Annotated in this window: 17 protein-coding genes, 2 pseudogenes and 1 riboswitch; of the genes and pseudogenes, 15 read left to right on the top strand and 4 right to left on the bottom strand. The window is 70.0% G+C overall.

Annotation, left to right across the window (positions count from 1 at the left end):
* Positions 1-81 precede the first annotated feature (81 nt).
* The 3 genes and pseudogenes from ERL55_RS09830 (at position 82) to ERL55_RS09820 (ending at position 2616) form a co-directional block, all read left to right on the top strand.
* Positions 82-783, top strand: a complete 702-nt coding sequence (locus ERL55_RS09830; RefSeq protein ID WP_129136265.1) for an FKBP-type peptidyl-prolyl cis-trans isomerase N-terminal domain-containing protein — start codon at positions 82-84, stop codon at positions 781-783.
* Positions 784-926: 143 nt separating this feature from the next.
* A pseudogene (locus ERL55_RS09825) lies at positions 927-1768 on the top strand (DUF1289 domain-containing protein).
* Positions 1765-2616, top strand: a complete 852-nt coding sequence (locus ERL55_RS09820) for a sulfurtransferase (RefSeq protein ID WP_129136264.1) — start codon at positions 1765-1767, stop codon at positions 2614-2616. Before ERL55_RS09825 ends, ERL55_RS09820 begins: the two are co-directional and overlap by 4 nt.
* Before the next feature lie 98 nt (positions 2617-2714).
* Here ERL55_RS09820 and ERL55_RS09815 read toward each other — a convergent pair whose 3' ends face one another.
* A complete protein-coding gene (locus ERL55_RS09815; RefSeq protein WP_129136263.1) occupies positions 2715-3476 on the bottom strand; it encodes an enoyl-CoA hydratase/isomerase family protein in 762 nt (253 codons plus the stop codon).
* A gap of 151 nt (positions 3477-3627) precedes the next feature.
* Entirely contained in the window at positions 3628-4278 is a 651-nt protein-coding gene (fabR, locus tag ERL55_RS09810; RefSeq protein ID WP_241685745.1) for an HTH-type transcriptional repressor FabR, read from the bottom strand.
* Between the two features lie 186 nt (positions 4279-4464).
* Here fabR and ERL55_RS09805 point away from each other — a divergent pair, with 186 nt between their 5' ends.
* The 11 genes and pseudogenes from ERL55_RS09805 (at position 4465) to ERL55_RS09755 (ending at position 17561) form a co-directional block, all read left to right on the top strand.
* Positions 4465-5568: a ferredoxin reductase gene (locus ERL55_RS09805; protein ID WP_129136261.1), complete on the top strand. Its 1104-nt coding sequence runs from the start codon at positions 4465-4467 to the stop codon at positions 5566-5568.
* 13 nt (positions 5569-5581) lie between these two features.
* Positions 5582-6715 (top strand): acyl-CoA desaturase, encoded by a 1134-nt coding sequence (locus ERL55_RS09800; RefSeq protein ID WP_129136260.1) that lies wholly within the window; start codon positions 5582-5584, stop codon positions 6713-6715.
* Positions 6716-6904: 189 nt separating this feature from the next.
* On the top strand, positions 6905-8059 hold the full coding sequence (locus ERL55_RS09795; protein ID WP_129136259.1) for an amidohydrolase: 1155 nt from the start codon (positions 6905-6907) through the stop codon (positions 8057-8059).
* Positions 8060-8231: 172 nt separating this feature from the next.
* A complete protein-coding gene (locus ERL55_RS09790; protein ID WP_129136258.1) occupies positions 8232-9635 on the top strand; it encodes a DUF763 domain-containing protein in 1404 nt (467 codons plus the stop codon).
* A gap of 12 nt (positions 9636-9647) precedes the next feature.
* Positions 9648-10237 (top strand): annotated as a pseudogene (locus tag ERL55_RS09785) (GIY-YIG nuclease family protein).
* Between the two features lie 64 nt (positions 10238-10301).
* Positions 10302-10805, top strand: coding sequence for a DNA-binding protein (locus ERL55_RS09780; RefSeq protein ID WP_129136256.1), 504 nt, complete (start codon positions 10302-10304; stop codon positions 10803-10805).
* Positions 10806-11059: 254 nt separating this feature from the next.
* A complete protein-coding gene (gene lexA / locus ERL55_RS09775) occupies positions 11060-11665 on the top strand; it encodes a transcriptional repressor LexA (RefSeq protein WP_129136255.1) in 606 nt (201 codons plus the stop codon).
* Positions 11666-11669: 4 nt separating this feature from the next.
* The gene (gene imuA, locus ERL55_RS09770; protein ID WP_164972175.1) at positions 11670-12302 is read left to right on the top strand and encodes a translesion DNA synthesis-associated protein ImuA; all 633 of its coding nucleotides are present in this window, start codon (positions 11670-11672) and stop codon (positions 12300-12302) included.
* Positions 12303-12311: 9 nt separating this feature from the next.
* Positions 12312-13730, top strand: coding sequence for a DNA polymerase Y family protein (locus ERL55_RS09765; RefSeq protein ID WP_129136254.1), 1419 nt, complete (start codon positions 12312-12314; stop codon positions 13728-13730).
* Positions 13731-13742: 12 nt separating this feature from the next.
* Positions 13743-16985 (top strand): error-prone DNA polymerase, encoded by a 3243-nt coding sequence (locus ERL55_RS09760; protein ID WP_164972174.1) that lies wholly within the window; start codon positions 13743-13745, stop codon positions 16983-16985.
* A gap of 3 nt (positions 16986-16988) precedes the next feature.
* Entirely contained in the window at positions 16989-17561 is a 573-nt protein-coding gene (locus tag ERL55_RS09755) for an alpha-ketoglutarate-dependent dioxygenase AlkB (RefSeq protein ID WP_129136253.1), read from the top strand.
* A gap of 264 nt (positions 17562-17825) precedes the next feature.
* Here ERL55_RS09755 and ERL55_RS09750 read toward each other — a convergent pair whose 3' ends face one another.
* Positions 17826-18374 carry an NAD(P)H-dependent oxidoreductase gene (locus ERL55_RS09750; RefSeq protein ID WP_129136252.1) on the bottom strand — a complete coding sequence of 183 codons (549 nt, stop codon included), beginning with the start codon at positions 18372-18374 and terminating at the stop codon, positions 17826-17828.
* Positions 18375-19263: 889 nt separating this feature from the next.
* Positions 19264-22134: an aminomethyl-transferring glycine dehydrogenase gene (gene gcvP / locus ERL55_RS09745; RefSeq protein WP_129136251.1), complete on the bottom strand. Its 2871-nt coding sequence runs from the start codon at positions 22132-22134 to the stop codon at positions 19264-19266.
* A 100-nt stretch (positions 22135-22234) separates the two neighbouring features.
* Positions 22235-22336, bottom strand: a riboswitch (glycine riboswitch).
* A gap of 251 nt (positions 22337-22587) precedes the next feature.
* Here gcvP and ERL55_RS09740 point away from each other — a divergent pair.
* Positions 22588-23844, top strand: a complete 1257-nt coding sequence (locus tag ERL55_RS09740) for a multidrug effflux MFS transporter (RefSeq protein ID WP_129136250.1) — start codon at positions 22588-22590, stop codon at positions 23842-23844.
* The last annotated feature ends 10 nt before the right edge of the window (positions 23845-23854 follow it).

Raw genomic sequence — 23854 nt, 5'->3', positions numbered from 1 at the left:
TCCTAACCCGTTCCTCCGCGCGCCCCCGGGGCGTGCCGTCGGGAACGACTCAAACCGGAAAAATTCTCGGAGATCCACCGAATGAAGTTGCGTTTGCTGGCCGCTTCCCTGGCGGCACTGACCCTGACCGCCGGCGCCGCCGTCGCCCAGGACACCTCGTCGGAGCAGGGACGGCTGAGCTACGCGCTCGGTTACGACCTGGGCCGCAACCTGATCGAGAGCGGCGAGCAGGTCAACGTCGATACCGTCATCAAGGCGCTGCAGGACGGCTACGCACGCCGCGATCCCACCGTGCCGGTCGACCAGCTGCGCAGTGCGGTCGAGAACATGCAGCAGCGCCAGCTGGCCAAGGCCCGCGCCGAGTTCGAGCGCGTCGCCGGCGAGAACAAGACCCGCAGCGATGCCTTCCTTGCGCAGAACCGCGCCAAGGCCGGCGTGCAGTCGCTGGCCGGCGGCGTGCAGTACCGCGTGATCGAGGCCGGCAGTGGCGCCAAGCCGACCCCGAACAGCGAAGTGTCGATCAACTACAAGGGCAGCCTGTCGACCGGCCAGACCTTCGTCGACACTTCGGTCGCCCAGGAAGGCCAGCAGGCCGGCCCGGTGAGCGTGCGCATGGACCAGATCCCGCTCGTGGGCCTGCGCGAGGCACTGGCGCAGATGCCGACCGGCGCGCGCTGGGAAATCGTGATGCCGCCGGAGAAGGCCTACGGCAACTCGCCGCAGTCGCCGATCGGCCCGAACCAGGCAGTCGTGTTCGACGTCAAGCTGGTGAGCATCAACTGATCGTCGTCCGCACCACGCAATAGCAGCACGCCGCCTCAACAGCACGCCGCCTCCGGGCGGCGTTTCTGTTGGTGACGCGGATGCGCCGCGAACGCTGCAGCCCTGTATCCAGGCGCCTGCGGATTCACCGTCGCGCCAATACAATGTCCGGCATGACCGCCTACATGCCATTGCGCCCGGTGCTCACGCCCTGTATCGGCGTGTGCACGCTCGACGCTGCCGGTCTGTGCGACGGCTGCCATCGCAGCATCGACGAGATCACCCGCTGGGCGCAGATGGGCGAGGCCGAGCGCCAGCACTTCATGGACGTGGTGCTGCCCGAGCGCGAGGCGCAGCGGACGTGACCATGGCGGGCCCGACGCTGGAGGGAATCGCGCGGGTGCTGCACCCGCTGCGGCACCCGCCCACCGGCGAGGGCTGGAATCTCGACGAACTGCACGATCTGCTGCCGGACGCGCGCGTGCACGCCCAGGCCGGCGTGCTGGTGGGCCTGGTGGGCCGCGACGATGGGTTGCGCGTGGTGCTGACGCTGCGCAACGAGAACCTGCGCCACCACCCCGGCCAGGTGAGCTTTCCCGGCGGCCGCGTCGAGCCCGCGGACGCCGATTCACTGGCCGCGGCGCTGCGCGAGGCGGCCGAGGAGATCGGCCTTGCCGCCAGCCAGGTCGAACCGCTGGGCTTCCTCGACCCGCTGCTGACGGTCAGCGGCTTCCGCGTGCTGCCGGCGGTGGCGCGCATCAGCCCGGATTTCATCGCACGGCCCGATCCGGGCGAGGTCGCCGAGGTGTTCGAAGTGCCGCTGGCCTGGCTGCTGGCCGAGACCAGCCTCGAGCGCATCGCCATCGAGTACCGCGGCCGCGAACGGCAGGTGCTGCAGTTCCGCAGCGACCCGCTGTGCACGCCGCACCGCATCTGGGGCGCGACCGCATCGATCCTGTTCAACCTGCGCGAGCGGCTGGCAGCGCTGCGGGAGGCCGCGGCATGAGTACGCCGGTGTGGACCACGCTGGTGGATTGCGAGGAGCTGCATACGGCCCTTGGCCGGCCCGAGGTGGTGGTCGTGGATTGCCGCTTCGCGCTCCCGGATCCGGACGCGGGCGAAGCCGCGTGGCAGCGCAGCCACGTGCCCGGTGCGCGATATGCGCATCTCGACCGCGACCTGTCCGGGCCGCACGCCCCCGGGAAAGGCCGGCATCCGTGGCCATCGGCATCGGCGTTCGCGGACACGCTCGCCGGCTGGGGCGTCGATGCCGACCATCAGGTGGTCGCCTACGACGATGGCGACGGCGCCTTCGCCGCGCGGCTGTGGTGCCTGCTGCGTGCCGCGGGCTTCGCTCGGGTGGCGGTGCTGGATGGCGGCTGGGCACGCTGGCAGGCACTGGGATTGCCGGTCACGGGCGATCAACCGGTACCGGCGCCGGTCGTCGTCCGGTCGCTGTCCTGGCGGATGCCCCCGCTCGAAGCTGCGGGCGTGCAGGCGCATCTCGCGTCGGGTGGCCTGCTGGTGGATGCACGCGCGGGCGAACGCTTCCGCGGCGAGGTCGAACCGATCGATCGCGTCGCCGGCCACGTGCCCGGCGCGGTCAACCGCCCCTACGCGCAGAACCTGCGCGATGGCCGCTTCAAGCCGGCTGCGGAACTGCGCCGGGAGTTCGAATCACTGCTCGGCGCACGCGGTGCCGGGGAGATGGTGGCGATGTGCGGCTCCGGGGTGACCGCCTGCCATCACCTGCTGGCGATGGCGCATGCCGGCCTCGAGGGCGCGCGCCTGTACGGCGGCTCATGGAGTGGCTGGATCGAGGATCCTGCGCGGCCGGTTGCCACCGGCGCCTGACCGCCATTGCGCGCGGCATCCGCGCTGCGCCCTGCTGCTGCGGGGACCCCGGGCGCCGCGAACGTGGTTGACGACGCCCGCAGTCGAAGGACTTCGGGTCAGCGCTTGCCCAGCCGCGCCACCAGCGCATGCAGCGCCGCCTGCGGATCCGGGTCGAACCAGGCGTCGATCATCGCGTCGAGTTCCAGCGCCGCGGGCGACATCGCCTCGACGAGATCGGCACGGGTGAGCGCACGCGTCGCCAGCATCGGCGTGCGCGGCAAGGCAGCCAGCGCCTGCAGCCGGATGACCGCGCGGGTCACGACCTCGTCGACCCCGACGACCTCGTCGACCAGGCCGATGGCCAGCGCCTGCTCGGCGTCCAGCATCAGCCCGGGCACCACCAGGCGCTCGGCCTGGCGCTGGCCCACGGTGCGCTGCATCAGCCGCAGCACGCCGACCGGCATGCGCAGGCCGACCTGGGTCTCGTTGAGACCGATCGAATAGGGGCCGGCGGCCATGATCCGCGCGTCGCAGCACAGGGCGAGCACGCAGCCACCGGCCGGGGCATGGCCACCGATCGCGGCGATCACCGGGACCGGGCAGGCCGCCAGCGCATAGGCGGCATTGAAGAAGCTGTCCCAGGCGGCGCGCAGCACGTGGCGGTCGTCCTGCACCGAGAGCAGGTAGGGCACGTCGAGGCCGGCGGAGAACACCTTCGGCCCGCCGGACAGCACCAGGCCGTCGGCGCCATCGGCCACCGCGGTCTCGATCGCGAGCACCAGTTCATCGCACAGCAAGGGATCGAGCGCATTGACCGGCGGGCGCGCCAGGCGCAGTTCGCGGATGCGGTCGTGGGCGATGGTCTCGATCAGGGGCATGGCGGCTCGGTGCGAGGGCGGGGTGGTCATCATACGGCGCCGCCGGCCAGCCCCAGTCAGTGTGCGGCGTGGCCCGCGGCGACCGCCGGCGCCGCTGTCCGCGTATCCGGGTGTCCTGCTGGCAGCGGCCTGCGCGCTGGAGCGCCCGTTGCTATTCGCGGCTCAGGGCCTGCGCGCCGCGCAGCAGCATGCGGATCATCTGCGCCAGTTCCTCCACCAGCACCTCGTCCTGCGCCGGTGGCGAATCCAGCGCGGTGCCGCCCATGGCGAACACCAGCCGGGTGATCGCCCGGGCGACGAGGTCCGGGCGGTGGAAGCGCGCCCCCTGCGCGGCGGCGATGCGGACCAGATCGGCCTGCAGTTCCTCGGCGAAGAAGTGCAGCTGGCGGTCCACCGCACGCTTGTAGGCATCCGAGCCGACCGTGCCCTCGCGCAGCAGCGCATGCAGCAGCTTGTCGTCGGCGCGCAGCCGCTCCATGAAGATTTCCAGCGACCCGCGCACGATGCTGCGCCCTGACACGGCGCGCTTGCGCGCATCACCGATGATCCGGCGCAGCGATTCACCGGCCACGTCGATCAGCGCCACGGCCAGTTCGTCCATGTCGTGGAACTGGCGGTAGAAGCTGTTGGGGGCGATTCCGGCCTCGCGGGCGATCTCGCGCAGGCTCAGCGTCGACACGCTGCGGTGCGGACCGAGCAGGCGCAGGGCGGCGGCGATGAGATCATCGCGGGTGATGGTCGGCTTGCGGCCGGGGCCGTCGGGGGCGGCGGCCTCGACGCCTGCAGGCGCTGGAGTGCTCACGGACACGGGCTGCCAGGGTGACGGACGAGGCGTGAGCATAGCAGTGCCTCACCGTATGGTCCGACGCCGGGCATGCAGCAGCCCGTGACAACGCGCGATCACCTGCCTGAATCCCGGTTGTGACCCTCCCCGCATTTAATGCACACGTGTATACACGCCTGTAAGGATGCGTGTACATTCGCTCCCATGTCAGCCCTCCTCAGCCAGAAAGCCCGCCGCAGTCGCCTGACCCAGGTGGCCGGTGCCTTCATGCCACCGCCGGTGTTCGATTTCTGGGCCCAGCGCCTGCATCCGACCTGGACCTGGGAGCGCCCGCTGGCACGTATCGTCGGCCATGCGCCCGCGGCTGCCGGCGCGGTGACCCTGGTGCTCAAGCCGAACCGCCACTGGGCGGGCGCACTGCCGGGCCAGCACGTCAACCTGACGGCCGTCATCGATGGCATCCGCGTGACCCGCAGCTACAGCCTGGATGCGCCGGTGCATGCCGATGGCCGCATCAGCGTGACGGTAAAGGGCGTGGAGGGCGGCCGGATGAGTCGCCACCTGCTGAATCCGGCGCGGATCGGTGATGTGCTCGACATCGGGCCGGGCTTTGGCGAGCTGCTGGTGCCGGCCAACACCACCACGCCGTGGTTGCTGCTTGCCGCCGGCAGCGGCATCACCCCGCTGATGGCGCTGGTACGCCAGCTGGCCGCGCAGGGCATGCCCGCCCCGGTGACCCTGCTGTACTGGGCGCGTACCCGCGCCGAGTTCTGCTTTGCCGACGAACTGCGTGCACTGGCCGCCCGCCATGCCGGCTTCGACGTGCGTTTCGTGCTCACCGGTGAAATGCCGGCGGCCGGCGACGAGGCCGGCGGGCGCATCGACGCCGCGCTGCTGGACGCCGTGGTGGCCGACCATGCCGGCCGCCAGACCTACGCCTGCGGCCCCGGCGGTTTCATCGCCACCGTGGAGACGCTGCTGGACGGCCGCGTGCCGCTGCTGCGCACCGAGGCGTTTACGCCCCTGCCGCGCCCGCCTGCCGACGATACCGGCACGGTGTCGGTGCGCCTGGCGCGCAGCGGGCGCGAACTGCAGCTGCCGCGTGGCGTGGCCCTGCTCGACGCGCTGGAAGCCGAAGGCCTCAAGCCACGCTCCGGCTGCCGGATGGGCATCTGCAACACCTGCGCCTGCGGCAAGTCCGCCGGCGCCGTGCGCGACCTGCGCACCGGCAGCGCCGGCGAAGAGCCGACGCACGCGCTGAAGCTGTGCGTGAACAGTGCGCTGACCGACCTCGTCCTCGATCTCTGAAATGCGGAACGACATGTCCAAGACCAAAGCAGTACGCCTCAGCGAACAGCAGCTCGACGCCTTCGGTGCCGAGCTCGACGCGCTCCATACCCGCACCATGGCCGACGTCGGCAAGGTGGACGCCGACTACATCCGCAAGGTGGTGCGCTGGGTGCGCTACACCGGCTTCGGTGGTCGCGCGCTGCTGATGGTGGGTGCGATAGGCGGGGCGTTCGTGCCGTGGCTGCTGTGGCCGGCGTGCATCGTCGGCGTGCTGCTGCTGGCGCTGTCGAAGATCATGGAGAACATGGAAGTCGGCCACAACGTGATCCACGGCCAGTACGACTTCATGAACGACCCGCAGTTCGACAGCCGCACCTACGAGTGGGACATCGTGGCGACGTCGGACAACTGGCGGCATTCGCACAACTACCGCCACCACACCTATACCAACGTGCGCGGCATGGACGACGACATCGGCTACGGCCTGCTGCGCGTGTTCCCGGAACAGCGCTGGAAGCCGTACCACCTGTTCCAGCCGCTGATCGTTCCGGTGTTCGCGCTGCTGTTCCAGTGGGGCGTTGCGATCCAGGAGCTCAAGGTCGGCCGCCTGTTCGGCGGCAAGGGCGCGCGCGCCAAGATCCGGCGCGAATTCAAGCCGGTCGGCCGCAAGATGGGCCGCCAGCTGCTCAAGGACTACGTGCTGTTCCCGGCGCTGGCCGGTCCGTTCTTCCTGCCGGTGCTGCTGGGCAACCTGGTCGCCAACGGCATCCGCAACGTGTGGACCTTCGTGGTGATCTTCTGCGGCCATTTCACCGCCGACATGGAGACCTTCCCCAAGCAGGTGCTGCGCAACGAATCGCGTGGCCACTGGTACCTGCGCCAGCTGCGCGGTTCGTCGAACATCGGCGGCGGCCCGGTGATGAACCTGCTGACCGGCAACCTCAGCCACCAGATCGAGCATCACTTCTACCCGGACGTGCCCGCGCACCGCTATCGCGAGATGTCCAAGGAAGTGCGCGAAATCTGCAAGCGCTATGGCCAGCCCTACGACGTCGGTTCGCTGCCGCGGCAATTCGGCGAGGTGCTGTGGCGGATCACCCGCCATGCGTTCCCGAGCCGGCCGAAGCGTGCGTCCTCGCCGCAGGGCATGCCGCAGAGCGCCTGACCCCATCAGGCGGGTTGAACGACCGGAGCCGCCGCAAGGCGGCTTCGTCGTTTCTGACGGTGGCTTTCGACCGGCGCGTGGCGTTCCGGCCGCGTGCGGTTCCCATGGCGCGCGGTGATGGCGGCATGCGGCTTTGACAGTGCGTGCCCGCTCTGGTCCCATCGCGGGCCCCCTCTGCGTGGTGCCGTGATGTCGACCATTTCCCCCGAATTGCAGGCGCTTGCGCCCGAGATGGCGCAGTGGCGCCAGCGTATCCATGCCTGGCCGGAGCTCGGCTTCGAGGAGGCGCGCACCTCGGCGCTGGTGGCCGAAGTGCTGGAATCGCTTGGCCTCGAGGTGCATCGCGGCCTCGGGGGTACCGGCATGGTGGCGGTGATCGACAGCGGCGTGCCCGGGCCATCGATCGGCCTGCGCGCGGACATGGATGCGCTGCCGATGGACGAGCAGAACGATCTTCCGTTCCGCTCGCAGCGGCCCGGCGTCGCCCACACCTGCGGGCACGACGGCCACACCGCGGCGCTGCTGGGCACCGCGCGCCACCTGGTCGCGCATCCGCCGAAGACCGGGCGCGTGGTGCTGGTGTTCCAGCCGGCGGAAGAAGGCGGCCGTGGCGCGATCCGGATGATCGACGACGGCCTGTTCGGGCGCTTCCACTGCGACGAGGTCTACGCCTTCCACAACATGCCGCTGCTGGGCTTCGGCGAGGGCAGCGTGCGCACGGGCGCGACCCTGCAGTCGCTGGGGGTGTTCGAGATCGCGATCGAGGGCGTGGGCGGGCACGCCGCGGCACCGCACAGGGCGACCGATCCGTTGCAGGTGGCAGCGCGGCTGGCGGTGGAGATCTCCGGCATCGTCGGCCGCCACATCGACCCGATGGAAGCGGCGCTGATCAACGTCGGCATGCTGCAGGCCGGCACCACCCACAACATCATCCCCGCCAGCGCCTCGCTTGCCGGCACCATCCGCGCGCTGTCGACCGGGGTGCACGACCAGCTGCTCGCGCGGCTGCGTACGCTGTGCGAGGGCTTCGCGGCGATGTCCGGCTGCACCATCGACCTGCAGCTGCCGCATTACTGCCCGCCGTGCGTCAACGCGCAGGAGCAGGCCGCGCTTGCCGCCGAGGCGATGGGCGAGGTGCTCGGCGCCGACAACGTGAAAACCGACCTGCGCGCGTTCCCGTTCTCCGACGACTTCAGCTACATGCTCGAACGCTGGCCGGGCGCGTACCTGTTCCTCGGGATGGAAAGCGCGATGTGCCACCACCCGACCTACCGCTTCGACGACAACCTGCTGCCGGTGGCCGCGGCGGTGTTCGACCGCATCGTGCGCAAGCGGCTGGGCTGAGGCTTACAGCAGCCCGGGTGCGGGCCGTCGCCGACCGCGGCGGTGCCCGCCGAAGCGAGCGGGTGGCCCTGCATGCGCCGATCGCGGTTGTGGCGCGCGGGCGCCGGCAGGCTGCGGCATCTGCGGCCGGCGATCTCATCGACTGAGACGCCGGCACCGCAGAATCCGGCGCATGTCACGACGTACCGGCAGCGCCGATCTTCCGCTCCACGGCGGGCGTGTGCCCGCGTGGCTGGGTCAGCGGATGACGCGGCTGGGCGCGGTGTTGTGCGAGGCCATCGTCATCGAGTACGGCCGCGACGAGCTGCTGCGCAGGCTCGCCCATCCGTTCTGGTTCCAGAGCTTCGGCGCGGTGATGGGCATGGACTGGCATTCGTCCGGCATCACCACCAGCGTGATCGGCGCGCTCAAGCGTGGGTTGGCGCCGCTGTCGGGCGAGCTCGGCATCCACGTGTGCGGCGGCCGTGGCCGTCATTCGCGCAGCACCCCTGCCGAACTGATGGCGGTGGGCGAGCGCACCGGCGTCGATGGTGCCGCACTGGCGCGCACGAGCCGGCTGGTGGCCAAGGTGGACAGCGCCGCGGTGCAGGACGGCTTCGACCTCTACCTGCACGGTTTCATCGTCGCCGACGACGGCAGGTGGGTGGTGGTGCAGCAGGGCATGCACGGCGGGCGTGGACAGGCGCGGCGTTACCACTGGCTGTCGGAAGGACTGGAGAGCTTCGTCGATGCGCCGCATGCGGCGATCGACGGTCCCGGGCAGGGGCGGATCGTCAATCTCGCCGATCGCCGTGCGGCCGCCTCGCGCGAGGCGCAGGTCACGCTGCTGGCGGCGATGGGGCCGGATGCGATCGCCCGCGAGTTCGCCCGTCTGGGTGTGGACGCGGCGACCGTCGCTCCGGTTGCTGCGCAGGAACATTCCTCGCCGCGGACTGCCTCGTCCGCTGCCGGGCCGGTGCGCCGGCGGCGCCGCACGGATGTCGTCACCGGCGACCTGTTCGGCGACACCACCCCCGCGGCACCGGCCCCCGCATCACCGCCTGCCGGCCTGCCGCACCTGTCGCTGCCCGACCACCACGAGGTGCGCGCCAGCGATCTCGTGCTGCGGCGCCTGCACGGCAATCTGGCCGCGGCTGCCGAGGCCGGCCCGCGCGACTTCACCGGACTGCTGCAGGTGCCCGGCGTGGGGGCGCGCACGGTGCGTGCGCTGGCGCTGGTGGCCGAGGTGGTGCATGGCATTCCATGCCGGTTCACCGATCCGGCGCGGTTCTCGCTGGCGCATGGCGGCAAGGACCGGCATCCGTTCCCGGTGCCGACGAAGGTGTTCGACCACACCATCGAGGTGATGAAGCAGGCGGTCGGCCAGGCGAAGCTTGGCAACGAGGAGCGGCTGGCGGCGATCCGCAGGCTGGATGCGCAGTCGCGCACGCTGGAAGCGACCGCCACCGGGCCGACGCTGGATGCTTTCCTCGCCGACGAGCGCGCGCAGTCGCACCGCTACGGCGGGCGGAGCGTGTTCGGCTGGGAACCGGCACCGGCCGCGCCGGCGGCCCCGCGTCGTCGCGGTACCGGCTGATGGATCCGGTCGATGCCGGTCCGGGCGCCGGCGTCGATGCCGGCGTGCCGATCGACGGCCGCTGCTTCGCCTATGTGTTCCCGTGCCGCTGGGAGGACCACTGCAAGATCGGCTTCTCGCGTGATCCGCTCGGGCGTATCGCCGCGTTGCATCCGCGCTGGTTCGACTTCTTCGACCTCGAACGCGGCGTGCTGGTGGAGGCCGAATCGGTGCGCGATGCGCGCGATCTCGAACTGCTGCTGCGCGCACCGTTGCGTGACCACAACGCACCGGCGCCATTGTCGGTGCGGGTGGAGGCCGGTGGCGGCACCGAATGGTTCCGCGGCGTCGAAACGCTGCTCGATGCGGCGGTGCGTGACCTCGCCCTGCAGGGTTACCGCGTGCGGCCATTGCAGGCGTGGCTGCGCGCTGCACTCTCGGCCCGGCGCGATGGCCTGCACGAATGGACGCTGTTGCAGCTGTCGGTCGACGAACTCGACGGCCTGGTTGGCGACACGCCGGCGCAGCGTCGCCTGCGCGACCAGCTCGATGCCTTCGACGCTCTGTCGATCGACATCGACGACGTGCTTCCCGCAGTTGTGCGCGACTGGTACCGCCGCTGACCTTGCGACCTGCTTCACGCCGCGGTTGCTACATCGAACGCTCCACGCCACCGGAGCACCCGTCATGCCGGAACAGAAGACCCGCAAGGCCGCCAAGCAGGCCAAGCGCGATGGCAAGTCCGCCAACACCCAGGCCGGCGAATACGTGAAGGAAGAAATCGAGCACGTGCGCGAAGGCAAGCACGGCGCGAAGAACACCAAGCAGGCGATCGCGATCGGCCTGTCCAAGGCACGCCGGGACGGGGTCAAGGCCAAGCCGTCGAAGACCGCGTCGAAGGCGACGAAGAAGAAGGCGGCGCAGGACACGAAGGCTTCGAAGACGACGAAGAAGACCTCGGCCAAGCGTTCCACCGCGGCGAAGAAGGCGCTCAAGACCGCCAGCAAAAAAACCACCGCGAAGAAGGTCGCCGGCAAGAAGGCGCTGTCGACGCAGGCGAAGAAGGCCGCCTCGAAACGCACCGCCGCGGACCGTTCCGCCGCAGCCAGGAAGGCGGCGAAGACCAAGGGCTCGGCAGGTCGCAAGGCCGCGGCAAAGAAGGCCGCGCGTACGCGCAGGAAGTCGGACTGACAGCGCTGGCCGGCAGCGGTCCGCGCGTCTGCGCCCGTCGGTCGCCGACGGGAGCTTCGACCCGGGGTTGACGTGCGTGCCGCTGGGTCCTGGCAGGCGGCGCCCCGTTTCGTTGAGCCGGGGCGTCGCGGCCGGCATCACCGGGCGGCGGCGCAGCCAGTCGGCGAACCCGGCTTCGTCGAGGCTGCCTTCCAAGTCAGGCAGGGGCGGGTGTACATCTGTACACTCGGGTTCCGCTTTCAGCCCTCCTGCCGATGTCCTCGCCATTGTCTCCACGCCGTGCCGCCATCCTTGCCTTCCTGCGTGAGCGGGCCGCCGAGGGCCGGCCGCCGAGCCTGGCCGAGATCGCCGCGCAGTTCGGCTTCGCCTCGCGCAGTGCCGCGCAGAAGCACGTGCATGCGCTGGCCGAAGCGGGGCTGATCGAACACGCCGCCGGCCATGCCCGCGGCATCCGCCTGGCCACCAACGAGCGCCCGGACCTGCTGGCCCTGCCGGTGCTGGGCCGGGTGGCGGCCGGCCAGCCGATCGGCGCCGATATCGGCCTGGACCAGCAGCTGTGGCTGGACCGCGGGCTGTTCGCGCTGCGCCCGGACTACCTGCTGCGGGTGCAGGGCGATTCGATGATCGACGACGGCATCCTCGATGGCGACCTGGTTGGCGTGCACCGCAGTGCCGATGCCCGCGATGGCCAGACCGTGGTCGCCCGGCTCGATGGCGAGATCACCATCAAGCGGCTGGAGAAGCGGCGCGACCGCCTGCGCCTGCTGCCACGCAATCCGGCGCATGCGCCGATCAACGTGCTGGCGGGTGTGGATTTCGCCATCGAAGGGCTGTTCTGCGGCCTGCTGCGGCAGGGTTGAGGCCATGGGCGAAGTACTGGCCCTGGATGCCTTGCTCGCCGCCCGCACCGTCTGGCCGGCGGGCAAGAGCGCGGTGCGCATGGTCGATGGCGAGTCCACCGGTCATGCCGCGCTCGATGCCGTGCTGCCGCAGGGCGGCTGGCCGCGGCGTGCGCTGAGCGAACTGCTGCTGCCGGCCGACGGCGTGGGCGAGCTGGAACTGCTGCTGCCGGCGCTGGCGCGCTTTACCGCGGCTGCCAGCCCGGTGGTGCTGGTGGCGCCGCCGTACGTGCCGTATGCGCCGGCCTGGCAGGCGGCAGGCGTCGATCTGGCCTGGTTGCACGTGGTGGAGGCCGAACCACGCGATGCGCTGTGGGCATTCGAACAGTGCCTGCGTTCGGGCGCCTGCGCGGCGGTGGTGGGCTGGCCGCGCAGCGCCGACGAGCGTGCGCTGCGCCGGCTGCAGGTGGCGGCCGACAGCGGCGATTGCTGTGCGTTCGCGGTGCGCGACCGCCGCCATGCCGGCAACCCGTCGCCGGCGGCGTTGCGGCTGGAATGGGTCGAGGGCGCCTGGCATGTACGCAAATGCCGCGGCGGGCAGCTGCCGTCCCAGCCCCTGCAACTGCAGTCGGCTCCACTGGCCGCGTTTCCGCATTGAGCCGCGATCATGCTCTGGGCCTGCATCCTCCTGCCGCAACTGGCGCTCGACGCCGTCCTTCGCCGTTGCCCTGATCCGGACGCACCGCTGGCGCTGGTCACCGGCCCGGCGCAGCTGCGCAGCCTGCATGCGGTGAATGCCACCGCGGCCGCTGCCGGCCTGCGTCCCGGCCAGCGGCTGGTCGCCGCGCAGGCGCTGTTGCCCGGCTTCGCCATGGTCGAGCACGCCCCCGCGCGCGAAGCCGCGGCGCAGCAGTTCCTGGCCGGCTGGGCCTATCGCCACAGCTCGCTGGTCAGCACCGCCTGGCCGGGAGCGATCGTGCTCGAGGCCCGCGCCAGCTTCCGCCTGTTCGGGCCGTGGCCGCGGTTCGAACGTCGCCTGCGCGAGGAACTCGTCGCGCTCGGCTTCCGCCACCGCATCGCCCTGGCACCCACGCCGCGTGCGGCGCGGGTGCTGGCCGGCCTGCGCGACGGATTCGCCGTCACCCATGCCGATGCGATGGCGCGCGTGCTCGACCCGGTGCCGGTACGGCGTGCGGCGCTGCCCGGCGATGATGGCGAACGCCTGCACCGGATGGGCGTGCGCACGCTGGGCACGCTGCGTGGCCTGCCCACCGACACCGTGCGCCGCCGCTTCGGTGCCGGCGTGCTCGACCATCTGCAGCGGTTGTATGGCGAGGCGGACGATCCGCTGCCCTGGTATGCGCCACCGGACCGCTTCGATGCCCGCATCGAGATGGGTTACGAGGTCGAAAACCACATGGCGTTGCTGTTCCCGCTGCGGCGGATGATCGGCGACCTGTGCACCGCGCTGTCGATCCGCGATGGCGGCGTGCAGCGGTTCGAGCTGCGGCTCGAGCACGAGCAGGGCCACACCACGGTGGACGTCGGCCTGCTCGCCCCCGAGCGCGATCCCGCGCTGCTGTTCGAGGTGGCGCGCAGCCGGCTGGAGCGGGTGGAGGTGACGCGCCCGGTGGTGGCACTGCGCCTGCACGCCGCGTCGCTGCCGCCGTTCGTACCCGCCAGCCGCGACCTGTTCGACCAGCGCCTGCAGCAGGGCACCCCGTGGCCGCAGTTGCGCGAGCGCCTGCGTGGCCGGCTGGGCGATGCCGCGGTGTACCGGCTCGCCCCTGCCGACGATCCACGTCCGGAACGCGCCTGGCGGCGGGTCGATGGCGAGGCGGACGCATCGCCCGCGGCGCCGCCGCGGCCGCCACGCCCGGGCTGGCTGCTGCCGCAGCCGCTGCCGCTGCGCGACAGCCGCATCGACATCCTGCACGGCCCGGAACGGCTGGAAAGCGGCTGGTGGGATGGCGACGACGTGCGTCGCGACTACTACGTGGTGCGGACGTCACTCGGCCAGCGCGCCTGGGCCTATACGCCCGCCGGCCAGCGTGACGGCTGGATGCTGCACGGGTGGTTCGGATGAAGGCGGCTGGCGATGACCGGTGATCTCTTCGACGGGCTCGGCCGCGACACACCCGGAGTGCAGATCCCGCGCGCCTGGGCGGTCGGCCAGCGCCTGCGCCAGGCCGCCAACGATGCGGTGGGCGAGGACGACAGGCTGCCGGCCTATGCGGAACTGCATTGCCTGTCGGACTTCTCGTTCCTGCGTGGTGCATCGAGTGCCGAGCAGCTGTTCGCGCGCGCCGCGCAGTGCGGCTACGAGGCACTCGCGATCACCGACGAATGTTCACTGGCCGGCATCGTGCGTGCGCTCGAAGCTTCCGAGGCGACCGGCATCAGGCTGGTCGTGGGCAGCGAGTTCAGGCTGCTCGACGGCCTGCGTTTCGTGCTGCTGGTGGAGGACGCGCAGGGCTACACGCAGCTGTGCAGGCTGATCACCACCGGCCGTCGCGCCGGCGGCAAGGGCACCTACCGGCTGACGCGCGCGGACGTGGAAACGCTGTTCGCCGACACGGCGCCGGGCGTGTTCGCGCTGTGGCTGCCGGGGGGCGAGCCGGACGCGGACGAGGGCCGCTGGCTGCAGCGGGTGTTCGGCGACGGACGCACGCACCTGGCGGTGGAGCTGCACCGCGAACGCGACGATGCACGGCGGCTGCAGGACCTGCTGGCAGTGTCGGATGCACTCGGCATGCCGGCACTGGCCAGCGGCGACGTGCACATGGCCACCCGCCGCGAACGCATCGTGCAGGACACGCTGACCGCAATCCGTCACAACCTGCCGCTGGCCGAGTGCGGTGCGCACCTGTTCCGAAACGGCGAACGCCACCTGCGTACGCGGCGCGCACTGGGCAATATCCATCCGCATCACCTGCTCGATTGCGCGGTCGCACTGGCCCGGCGCTGCAGCTTCGACCTGCGCACGCTGGCCTACCGGTACCCGAAGGAACTGGTGCCCGATGGCCACACCGCCACCACCTGGTTGCGCCAGCTGGTGGAAGAAGGCGCGCGCGAACGCTGGCCGGAAGGCACGCCGAAGAAGGTGTGGGCGACGATCGAGGAGGAACTGGAACTGATCGCGGGCCTCGGCTACGAGGCGTTCTTCCTCACCGTGCACGACGTGGTCCGCTTCGCGCGCGGCCGCGGGATCCTCTGCCAGGGCCGCGGCTCGTCGGCGAATTCGGCGGTCTGCTATGCGCTCGGCATCACCGCGGTCAATCCCGACGAGACCCGCCTGCTGATGGCGCGCTTCCTGTCGAAGGAGCGCAACGAGCCGCCGGATATCGACGTCGACTTCGAGCACGAGCGACGCGAGGAAGTCATCCAGTACGTGTACGCGAAGTACGGCCGTGAGCGCGCCGCGCTGGCGGCCACGGTGATCAGCTACCGGGGCAAGAGCGCGGTGCGCGACGTGGCCCGCGTGTTCGGCCTGCCGCCCGACCAGATCACCCTGCTGGCCAACTGCTACGGCTGGGGCAACGGGGCCACGCCGATGGAGCAGCGCATCACCGAAGCCGGCTTCGATCTCGCCAATCCGCTGATCCAGCGCGTGCTCTACGTCACCGAGCAGCTGCGCGACCATCCGCGGCACCTGTCGCAGCACGTGGGCGGTTTCGTCATCTCCGACGAGCCGTTGTGGAACCTGGTGCCGGTGGAGAACGCGGCGATGGCCGAGCGCACCATCATCCAGTGGGACAAGGACGACCTGGAGACGATGAAGCTGCTCAAGGTCGATTGCCTGGCGCTGGGCATGCTGACCTGCATCCGCAAAACGCTGGACCTGGTGCGCGGGCGTCGTGGCCGCGACTACGACATCGCCACGATTCCCGGCGATGACAAGGACACCTACGCGATGATCCAGATCGCCGATACGGTCGGCGTGTTCCAGATCGAATCGCGCGCGCAGATGGCGATGCTGCCGCGGCTCAAGCCTGCGCGTTTCTACGACCTGGTGATCGAGGTGGCGATCGTGCGGCCCGGGCCGATCCAGGGGCAGATGGTGCATCCCTACCTGCGCCGCCGGCAGGGCAAGGAGCCGATCCTGTACCCGTCGCCGGACGTGCAGGCGATCCTCGGCGAAACGCTCGGCGTGCCGCTGTTCCAGGAACAGGTGATGGAACTGGTGATCCTGGCCGGCTACACGCCCGAGGAGGCCGACCGCATGCGGCGCTCGATGGCGGCGTGGCGGCGTGGCGGCGACATGGAGCCGCACCGTGTGCGCATCCGCGAACTGATGGAAGGCAAAGGTTATGCGCCGGAGTTCATCGACCAGATCTTCGAACAGATCAAGGGCTTCGGTTCGTATGGTTTCCCCCAGAGCCATTCGGCCTCGTTCGCCAAGCTGGTCTATGCCAGCTGCTGGCTCAAGCGCCACGAGCCGGCGGCCTTCGCCTGCGGCCTGCTCAATTCGCAGCCGATGGGGTTCTACTCGCCCAGCCAGATCGTGCAGGACGCACGCCGAGGCAGCGCGGAACGTGAGGCGGTAGAAGTGCTGCCGGTGGACGTGATGCACAGCGACTGGGACAGCACCCTGGTCGGTGGACGGCCATGGCGCAACGAGGACGATCGCGGCGAGCAACCGGCGATCCGCCTCGGCCTGCGCCAGGTGGCCGGGCTGCCGGAAGCGGTGGCGCGGCGCATCGTCGAGGCGCGCGTGCAGCGGCCGTTTTTCGATATCGCCGATCTGTGCCTGCGCGCCGGGCTGGACGAGAAGGCGCGCACCGCGCTGGCCGAAGCCGATGCGCTGCGGTCGCTGTCGGGCCATCGCAATGCCGCGCGCTGGGCGGTGGCCGGCATCGAACGCCGCCTGCCATTGCTGCCGGGCAGCCCGGAAGAAGTGGCAGTGGAACTGCCGGCGCCGCGACGTGGCGAGGAACTGCTGGCCGACTATCACAGCGTCGGCCTGACCCTGCGCGAACATCCGATGGCCCTGCTGCGTGCGCAGATGACCCAGCGCCGCATCCTCGGTCTGCGTGCCCTGCGCGAGCGCCGTCATGGCAGCGGCGTGCACGTGGCCGGGCTGGTCACCCAGCGCCAGCGCCCGGGCACCGCCAAGGGCACGATCTTCGTCACCCTCGAGGACGAGGACGGGATGATCAACGTGATCGTCTGGCCGACGCTGGCGCTGCGCCGCCGTCGCGCGCTGCTGGAATCGCGCCTGCTGGCGGTGCGCGGTCGCTGGGAACGCGTGGATGGCGTGGAGCACCTGATCGCCGGCGATCTCGAGGACCTCAGCGGCCTGCTGGGCGGGCTGTCGCTGCCATCGCGCGATTTCCACTGACCCATGGACCTGTTTTCCCCGGTGCTGCAGCTGGTCGATGACGCCGAGGGCGGCATCCGCTACTGGCCGGATGTGATTCCGGCGGAGCTGGCGCAGGCGTGGTTCGAGGCGCTGCGCGATGGCATCGCCTGGCGGCAGATGTCACGGCCGATGTACGACCGGGTGGTGGAAGTGCCGCGGCTGCTGGCGTCGTGGCGGCTGGCATCGGCACCTGCAGGCCTGCCGTTGCCGGAACTGCTCGCCCATGTGCAGAGCGTGGCGCCGGCGCCCTACAACGCGGTCGGGCTGAACCTCTACCGCGATGGCCGCGACTCGGTGGCGATGCACAACGACAAGCTGCATACGCTCATCCCCGGGCATCCGATCACGCTGGTGTCCCTGGGCGCGCCGCGACAGATGAACATCCGCGCGCGCGCCGATGGCAGGCTGGTGCGTGTCGATCTGCAGCCGGGCAGCGTGTTGAGCATGAGCCATGCCTCGCAGCTCACCCACGAACACGGCATCCCCAAAACCAGGCGCGATCCGGGTCCACGCATGAGCGTGGTGTTCCGTGTACGGCCGGAGCTGGAGGAGTAGGGCGACCCTGCTCCGGTTGCGCAAGTCAAGCGTTCTTCGCGTCCGGATCTGCGGTTTCGATGCCGCGGCCGGGTGGCGAAGAATTGTCCAGAGGGCGCCGTGGAGTTATCCACCTGGCCTGTGGGCAAGTCTGTGGAAGCGCGCGGGACACCGGTCACCCGGCGGCATCGCACGGGGCGATTTCCCGATGTGGCGAAATTGTGACCACCGCTGCGGCCCCGCACGATATGGCGAAAATATCGCCACGTCGTGCGGGGGTGACGCTCAGCTGGAATGGCGGCGCACGAAGTCGAGGTAGGCGTCAAGCCAGCCGCGGATGAAGTCGCAGCTGCCGGCGGCGATGTCGCCGCCGTCCTCGAGGACCTTGTCCGCGGCAAGGAACATCTCGGGCTGGCCCAGCGTCGGCATGTCGAGGTAGGCGAGGATGGTGCGCAGGTGCTGTTGCGCGCACGCGGTGCCGATGGCGCCGATCGAGACGCCAAGGATGCCGGCGGGCTTGCCTGCGAACGCACTCTGGCCATAGGGGCGCGAGGCATGGTCGATCGCGTTCTTGAGCACGCCCGGCACCGAGCGGTTGTATTCCGGCGTCACGAACAGCACGCCGTCGGCGGAAGTGATCGCCTGTTTCAGGCGCGTCGCCGCTTCGGGCGGGTTGTCGTCGTCGTCCTGGTTGTAGAGCGGAAGGTCGTCGATGCGCTGGATGTCGAAGCGCACGCCGTCGGGCGCGAGTGCCGGCAATGCGTCGGCGAGCTTCCGGTTGAACGAGTCCTTGCGCAGGCTTCCGACGAGTACGGCAATGGCGAGGTCTGGCATGGCGGGGCTCCTGGTTTCGGGCCCTCCATGCTGTGCCCGCCGCTGTTAAACCGCCGTTGCCCGTTGGTGACGCCAGCTCCCCCGATAAAAAGGTTCAACTCGCGATTAGGGGTTTCCACCGAGCGCGGAGCTTCGCGCCCGGAAAGCCTGGGCCAGAGCCAGAGCACCGGCTGGGCGGGGCGCGGCAGCCCGCCACGGCCACAGGGGGATGCCCAGCCGGATATCTCCGCGTCCTGCTCCCACATCCGGCCGCCGGCCATCCATGGCCGGCTCTGGACATCCCCCTGCGTCCGCGGCGTGCACCGAGCTGTCGTCGCGTCTGGTCGAAGATCAAAGTCAAAGACAGGAACCAGCCCTTGGTCGGTGGCATTCGGCTCTCGCGGCACCGCTCCTGATCTCAGTGCCGAAGTCTGCAGATCGCCAACGGCACGCAAGAGCGGAGGCGCCCGCTGTTGCTCTCCGTGCCGACGCCCACGATTGGCCGGGCCCGTCGCGTGCACCGGGGTGTGTGCTCCCAGCCGGCCATGGATGGCCGGGGGCCGGCCGTGGTAGCTGGACGTGGACTCCGGCCGGGGGAGTACACACCCCGGTGCGCGCGACGGGCAGCGCGAAGCCCAACGAAGCACCTCAGCGACGTCTGCACTCCGGCGTGCCCCAAAGCGGCCGCGGAGCGAGACACCCGCGGTGTGCACGATGGGCAATGGCGCCCGAGCGCGGCCAGCGCCGACGCCCGTTCGCCGAGCGGGGCGAGCGTCCCACGGCGGCCAATGGGGCTACACGCGTACCGAGCCACTTCAGACCGACGACATCGTCCCGGAGTTGGAGGCGCCCAGGAAAACCCCCTCCCGGCGACGGGAGGGAGCCTGGTTCTACTACGATGCGCGGCGCGTCAGGCGTCGGCTTCCTCTTCCTTGTACGCCTCGATCGGGATGCACGAACACATCACGTTCTTGTCGCCGTGCACGTTGTCCACGCGTGCCACCGGCGGCCAGTACTTCTGCCGCCTCAACGTGGCCAGCGGGAACGCCGCCAGTTCGCGCGGGTAGGCGTGCGTCCATTCGCTGCCCGTCACCATGGAGGCGGTGTGCGGGGCGTTCTTCAGCGGGTTGTCCTCGCGCTCGAGCCGGCCTTCCTCGACCGCGCGGATCTCGTCGCGGATCTGGATCATCGCATCGATGAAGCGATCGAGCTCGTGCAGCGCCTCGCTCTCGGTCGGCTCCACCATCAGCGTGCCTGCAACCGGGAAGCTCAGCGTGGGGGCGTGGAAGCCGAAGTCGATCAGGCGCTTGGCGACGTCCTCGGCGCTGATGCCGGTGGCGTCCTTGATCGGCCGCAGGTCGAGGATGCACTCGTGCGCCACCAGCCCGTTGCGGCCGGTGTAAAGGGTGGGGTAGTGCGGCTCGAGACGCTTTGCCACGTAGTTGGCGTTGAGCAGCGCGACCTGGGTGGCGCGCTTCAGGCCGGAGGCGCCCATCATCACGATGTACATCCAGCTGATCGGCAGGATCGATGCCGAACCGTGGGTGGCCGCGGACACCATGCCGACCTCGCCCTCGCCGCCGAACGCGCGCGGCAGGAACGGCGCCAGGTGCGACTTCACCGCACACGGGCCGACACCCGGGCCGCCGCCGCCGTGCGGGATGCAGAAGGTCTTGTGCAGGTTGAGGTGGGAAACGTCCGAACCCCACTTGCCGGGGCGCGCCACGCCGACCAGCGCGTTCATGTTGGCGCCGTCGGTGTACACCTGACCGCCGTGCTGGTGGACGATCTCGCAGATCTCGACGATCGCCTCCTCGAACACGCCATGCGTGGACGGGTAGGTGACCATCAGCGCAGCGAGCTTTTCGCCGTGCTTCTCGGCCTGCGCGCGCAGGTCGTCGACGTCGACGTTGCCGTCGCGGTCGCACTTCACCACCACCACGCGCATGCCGACCATCTGCGCCGAGGCGGGGTTGGTGCCGTGCGCCGATTCCGGGATCAGGCAGACATCGCGATGGCCTTCACCGCGCGACTGGTGGTAGGCGCGGATCGCCAGCAGCCCGGCGAATTCACCCTGCGCACCGGAGTTCGGCTGGAAGCTCACCGCGTCGTAGCCGGTGATCTCGGCCAGCATCCGCTCCAGCCCGTCGATCAGTTCCTGGTAGCCCTGCGTCTGCTCTGCCGGTGCCAGCGGATGGATGTTGGCGAACTCCGGCCAGGTGATCGGGATCATCTCCGCGGTGGCGTTGAGCTTCATCGTGCACGAGCCCAGCGGGATCATCGTGCGGTCCATCGCCAGGTCCTTGTCGGCCAGCGCGCGCATGTAACGCAGCAGCTCGTGTTCGCTGTGATGGGTGTTGAACACCGGGTGCTGGAGATAGGCCGAGGTGCGCAACAGGCCGGCCGGCAGCGCGTCGGTGGCGGCGGCATCGAGCACGTCGATGTCGTCGATCGCGACGTCGAACAGCTTCGCAAGCGCGACGACGTCATCGCGGCTGGTGGTCTCGTCCAGGCTGATGCCGACGCTGTTGCTGTCGATCGTGCGCAGGTTGATGCCGGCCTCGCGTGCACGCGCGTGGATCGCATCGGCGTCGACATCGACCACGTGCAGGGTGTCGAAGAAGTCCGGGCCCACGGTGATGCCGGCCTTGCCCAGTGCAGTGGCAAGGATGGCCGCCAGGCGATGGGTGCGCAGGGCGATGCGCTTGAGCCCCTCGGGGCCGTGGTAGACCGCGTACATGCCGGCCATCACCGCCAGCAGCACCTGCGCCGTGCAGATGTTGGAGGTCGCCTTCTCGCGGCGGATGTGCTGCTCGCGGGTCTGCAGGGTCAGGCGGTAGGCATGGTTGCCTTCGGCGTCGACCGACACGCCGATCAGGCGGCCGGGCATCGAGCGCTTGTAGGCATCACGGCAGGCCATGTAGCCGGCATGCGGGCCGCCGAAGCCGAACGGCACGCCGAAGCGCTGGGTGTTGCCGACCACGATGTCCGCACCCCATTCGCCCGGTGCTTTGATCAGCGTCAGCGCCAGCAGGTCGGCGGCCACCGCCACCACCGCGCCGCGCGCGTGCACGGCATCGGCGAGCGCGGCGTGGTCATGCACCTGGCCGAAGGTATCGGGGTACTGCAGCAGCACGCCGAAGCTGTCGGCCTGCGCGGCCTCCGCATCGGGGCCCACGCGCAGTTCGATGCCGAGGCCATCGGCGCGGGTGTGCAGCACTTCGAGCGTCTGCGGATGCACGCGCTCGGACACGAAGAACACGTTGGACTTCGACTTCGCCGAGCGCTTGGCCAGGGTCATCGCCTCGGCCGCCGCGGTGCCCTCGTCGAGCAGCGATGCGTTGGCGATGTCCATGCCGGTGAGGTCGGACAGCATGGACTGGAAGTTGATCAGCGCTTCCATGCGGCCCTGCGAGATCTCCGCCTGGTAGGGCGTGTATGCGGTGTACCAGGCGGGGTTCTCGAGGATGTTGCGCAGGATGACGTTCGGCGTGCGGGTGCCGTAATAACCCTGGCCGATGAAGCTGCGGAACACCTGGTTCTTCTTCGCCAGGCCGCGGATCCTGGCCAGCGCCTCGTGCTCGTCGATCGGGGCGGGCAGGTCGAGCGGATCGGCGGAGCGGATGCTCGCCGGCACGATGGCATCGGTCATCGCATCCAGCGAAGGCTGGCCGATCACCTCGAGCATGTGGGCGATCTCGGCCTCGTTGGGGCCGATGTGGCGTTCCAGGAACGCGTCGTGGTGTTCGAGGGCGCGCAGGGAAGGGGCAGGCTGGGACATGACGGCATTCCGGCAGACGGGCGGAGGGGCATCGCTGTCGCCCGCGTGGCCGGCTGCGCCGGCGTCATACGGGAGCGACACGCCGGTCGTCCGGCGGTCGATGCGCCCCTCTGTCCTTTTGCCTGAGAGTTTGGAGCCGCGTGGTGCTGCGACTGGTGCCCCTTCGGCGCCGGAATGAACCGGTCTCTCCAGAGTTGTGCCGGCGATGGTTGGGGAGCCTGAGCGATTGCGGGCGGTTGCGCCTTCGGCAGCGGTTGCCTCGAAAGGACCGCTTCTCCCACCGTCGGTTGCTGCGGCCGATTATATCCCGCCACCACGGGCCCGACCGGGGTGCTGGCTTAACATGACGCGTTCCGTGGCCGCCAATCGGCACGCCGCCCCCATTCACCATCGTCCGGCAGCACCGTCGGGTTTCCCGACGTGCTGGTTCTGCCGGGCGCCGAGGTCCCACGAATGACTGCCCCCGCGTCTTCCGTGCCGTCCACCCGTCGCATCGCCCTGCTGCTGGCGGGGCTGGCGATGTTCGGCCCGTTCTCGATCGACACCATCTTCCCTGCGTTCGCGCAGATGGGCACCGAGTTCGGTGCCGACAAGCTGGCGATGCAGCAGACCATCGCCGTGTACCTCATCGCCTACGCCGTGATGAGCGTCGTGCACGGGCCGCTGTCGGATGCCCTGGGCCGGCGCAGGGTGATCCTGGCCGGGCTGGTGGTCTTCATCGTCGGTTCGATCGGCTGCGCGCTGTCGCGCGACCTGCCCACGCTGCTGGTGTTCCGCGCGTTGCAGGGGCTGTCGGCCGGCGTCGGGCTGGTCGTCGGGCGCGCGGTGATCCGCGACATGTTCGATGGCGACGATGCCCAGCGCCTGATGAGCCAGGTGTCGATGATCTTCGGCGTGGCGCCGGCGATCGCGCCGATCATCGGTGGCTGGATCCTCGGCTGGCAGCGCTGGCCGATGATCTTCTGGTTCCTCGTGGTGTTCTCGCTGCTGCTGCTGTTCGCGACCTGGCGCTGGCTGCCCGAAACCCATCCGCGCGAGGCGCGCGGGTCGCTGGTGCCCGCGTGCCTGGCGCGCGACTACAGGGCGATCCTGGTCAATCCGCGCTTCCAGCGGCTGGCGGCCGCTTCGGCATTCAACTTCTCGGCGCTGTTTCTCTATATCGCCTCGGCCCCGGCGTTCGTGATGGACATCCTCGGCCTCGACGAACGCCAGTTCGGCTGGTTCTTCGTGCCGATGATCAGCGGGATGATGGCGGGTGCGTGGGTGTCCGGGCGCGCGGCCGGGCGCATCAGCGGCAGGCGACTGGTGGACATCGGATTCGCCTGCAGCGGCGTGGCGATCGCCCTCAACATCGCCTACAACCTGTTCGTCGACCAGCCGCAGGTGCCGTGGGCGGTGCTGCCGATGGTGCTGAACTCGTTCGGCATCGCACTGGTGTTTCCGATCATCACGCTGTCGATCCTCGACATGTATCCGCGCCAGCGCGGCGCCGCATCCTCGCTGCAGGCGTTCACCAGCCTGGTCCTCAACGCGCTGATCGCCGGCCTGCTGTCACCGCTGCTCAGCCACTCCGCGCAGTCGCTCGCGCTTGGTGGGGCGGCCTTCCTCGCCATCGGCTGGGCGTTCTGGCGCTGGGAGCGCCGCCGTGACCGCACCCCGCCGCGCCCGGTGAGCGGCCCGCCGGTGATCGAGCCGGGGGAGCCGCTCTAGCAGGCCTGAA

The sequence above is a fragment of the Luteimonas sp. YGD11-2 genome, assembly GCF_004118975.1.
Lineage (GTDB): Bacteria > Pseudomonadota > Gammaproteobacteria > Xanthomonadales > Xanthomonadaceae > Luteimonas > Luteimonas muca.
The sequence above is the reverse complement of the archived record's forward strand: the minus strand, read 5'-3'. Positions and strand labels throughout refer to the sequence as shown.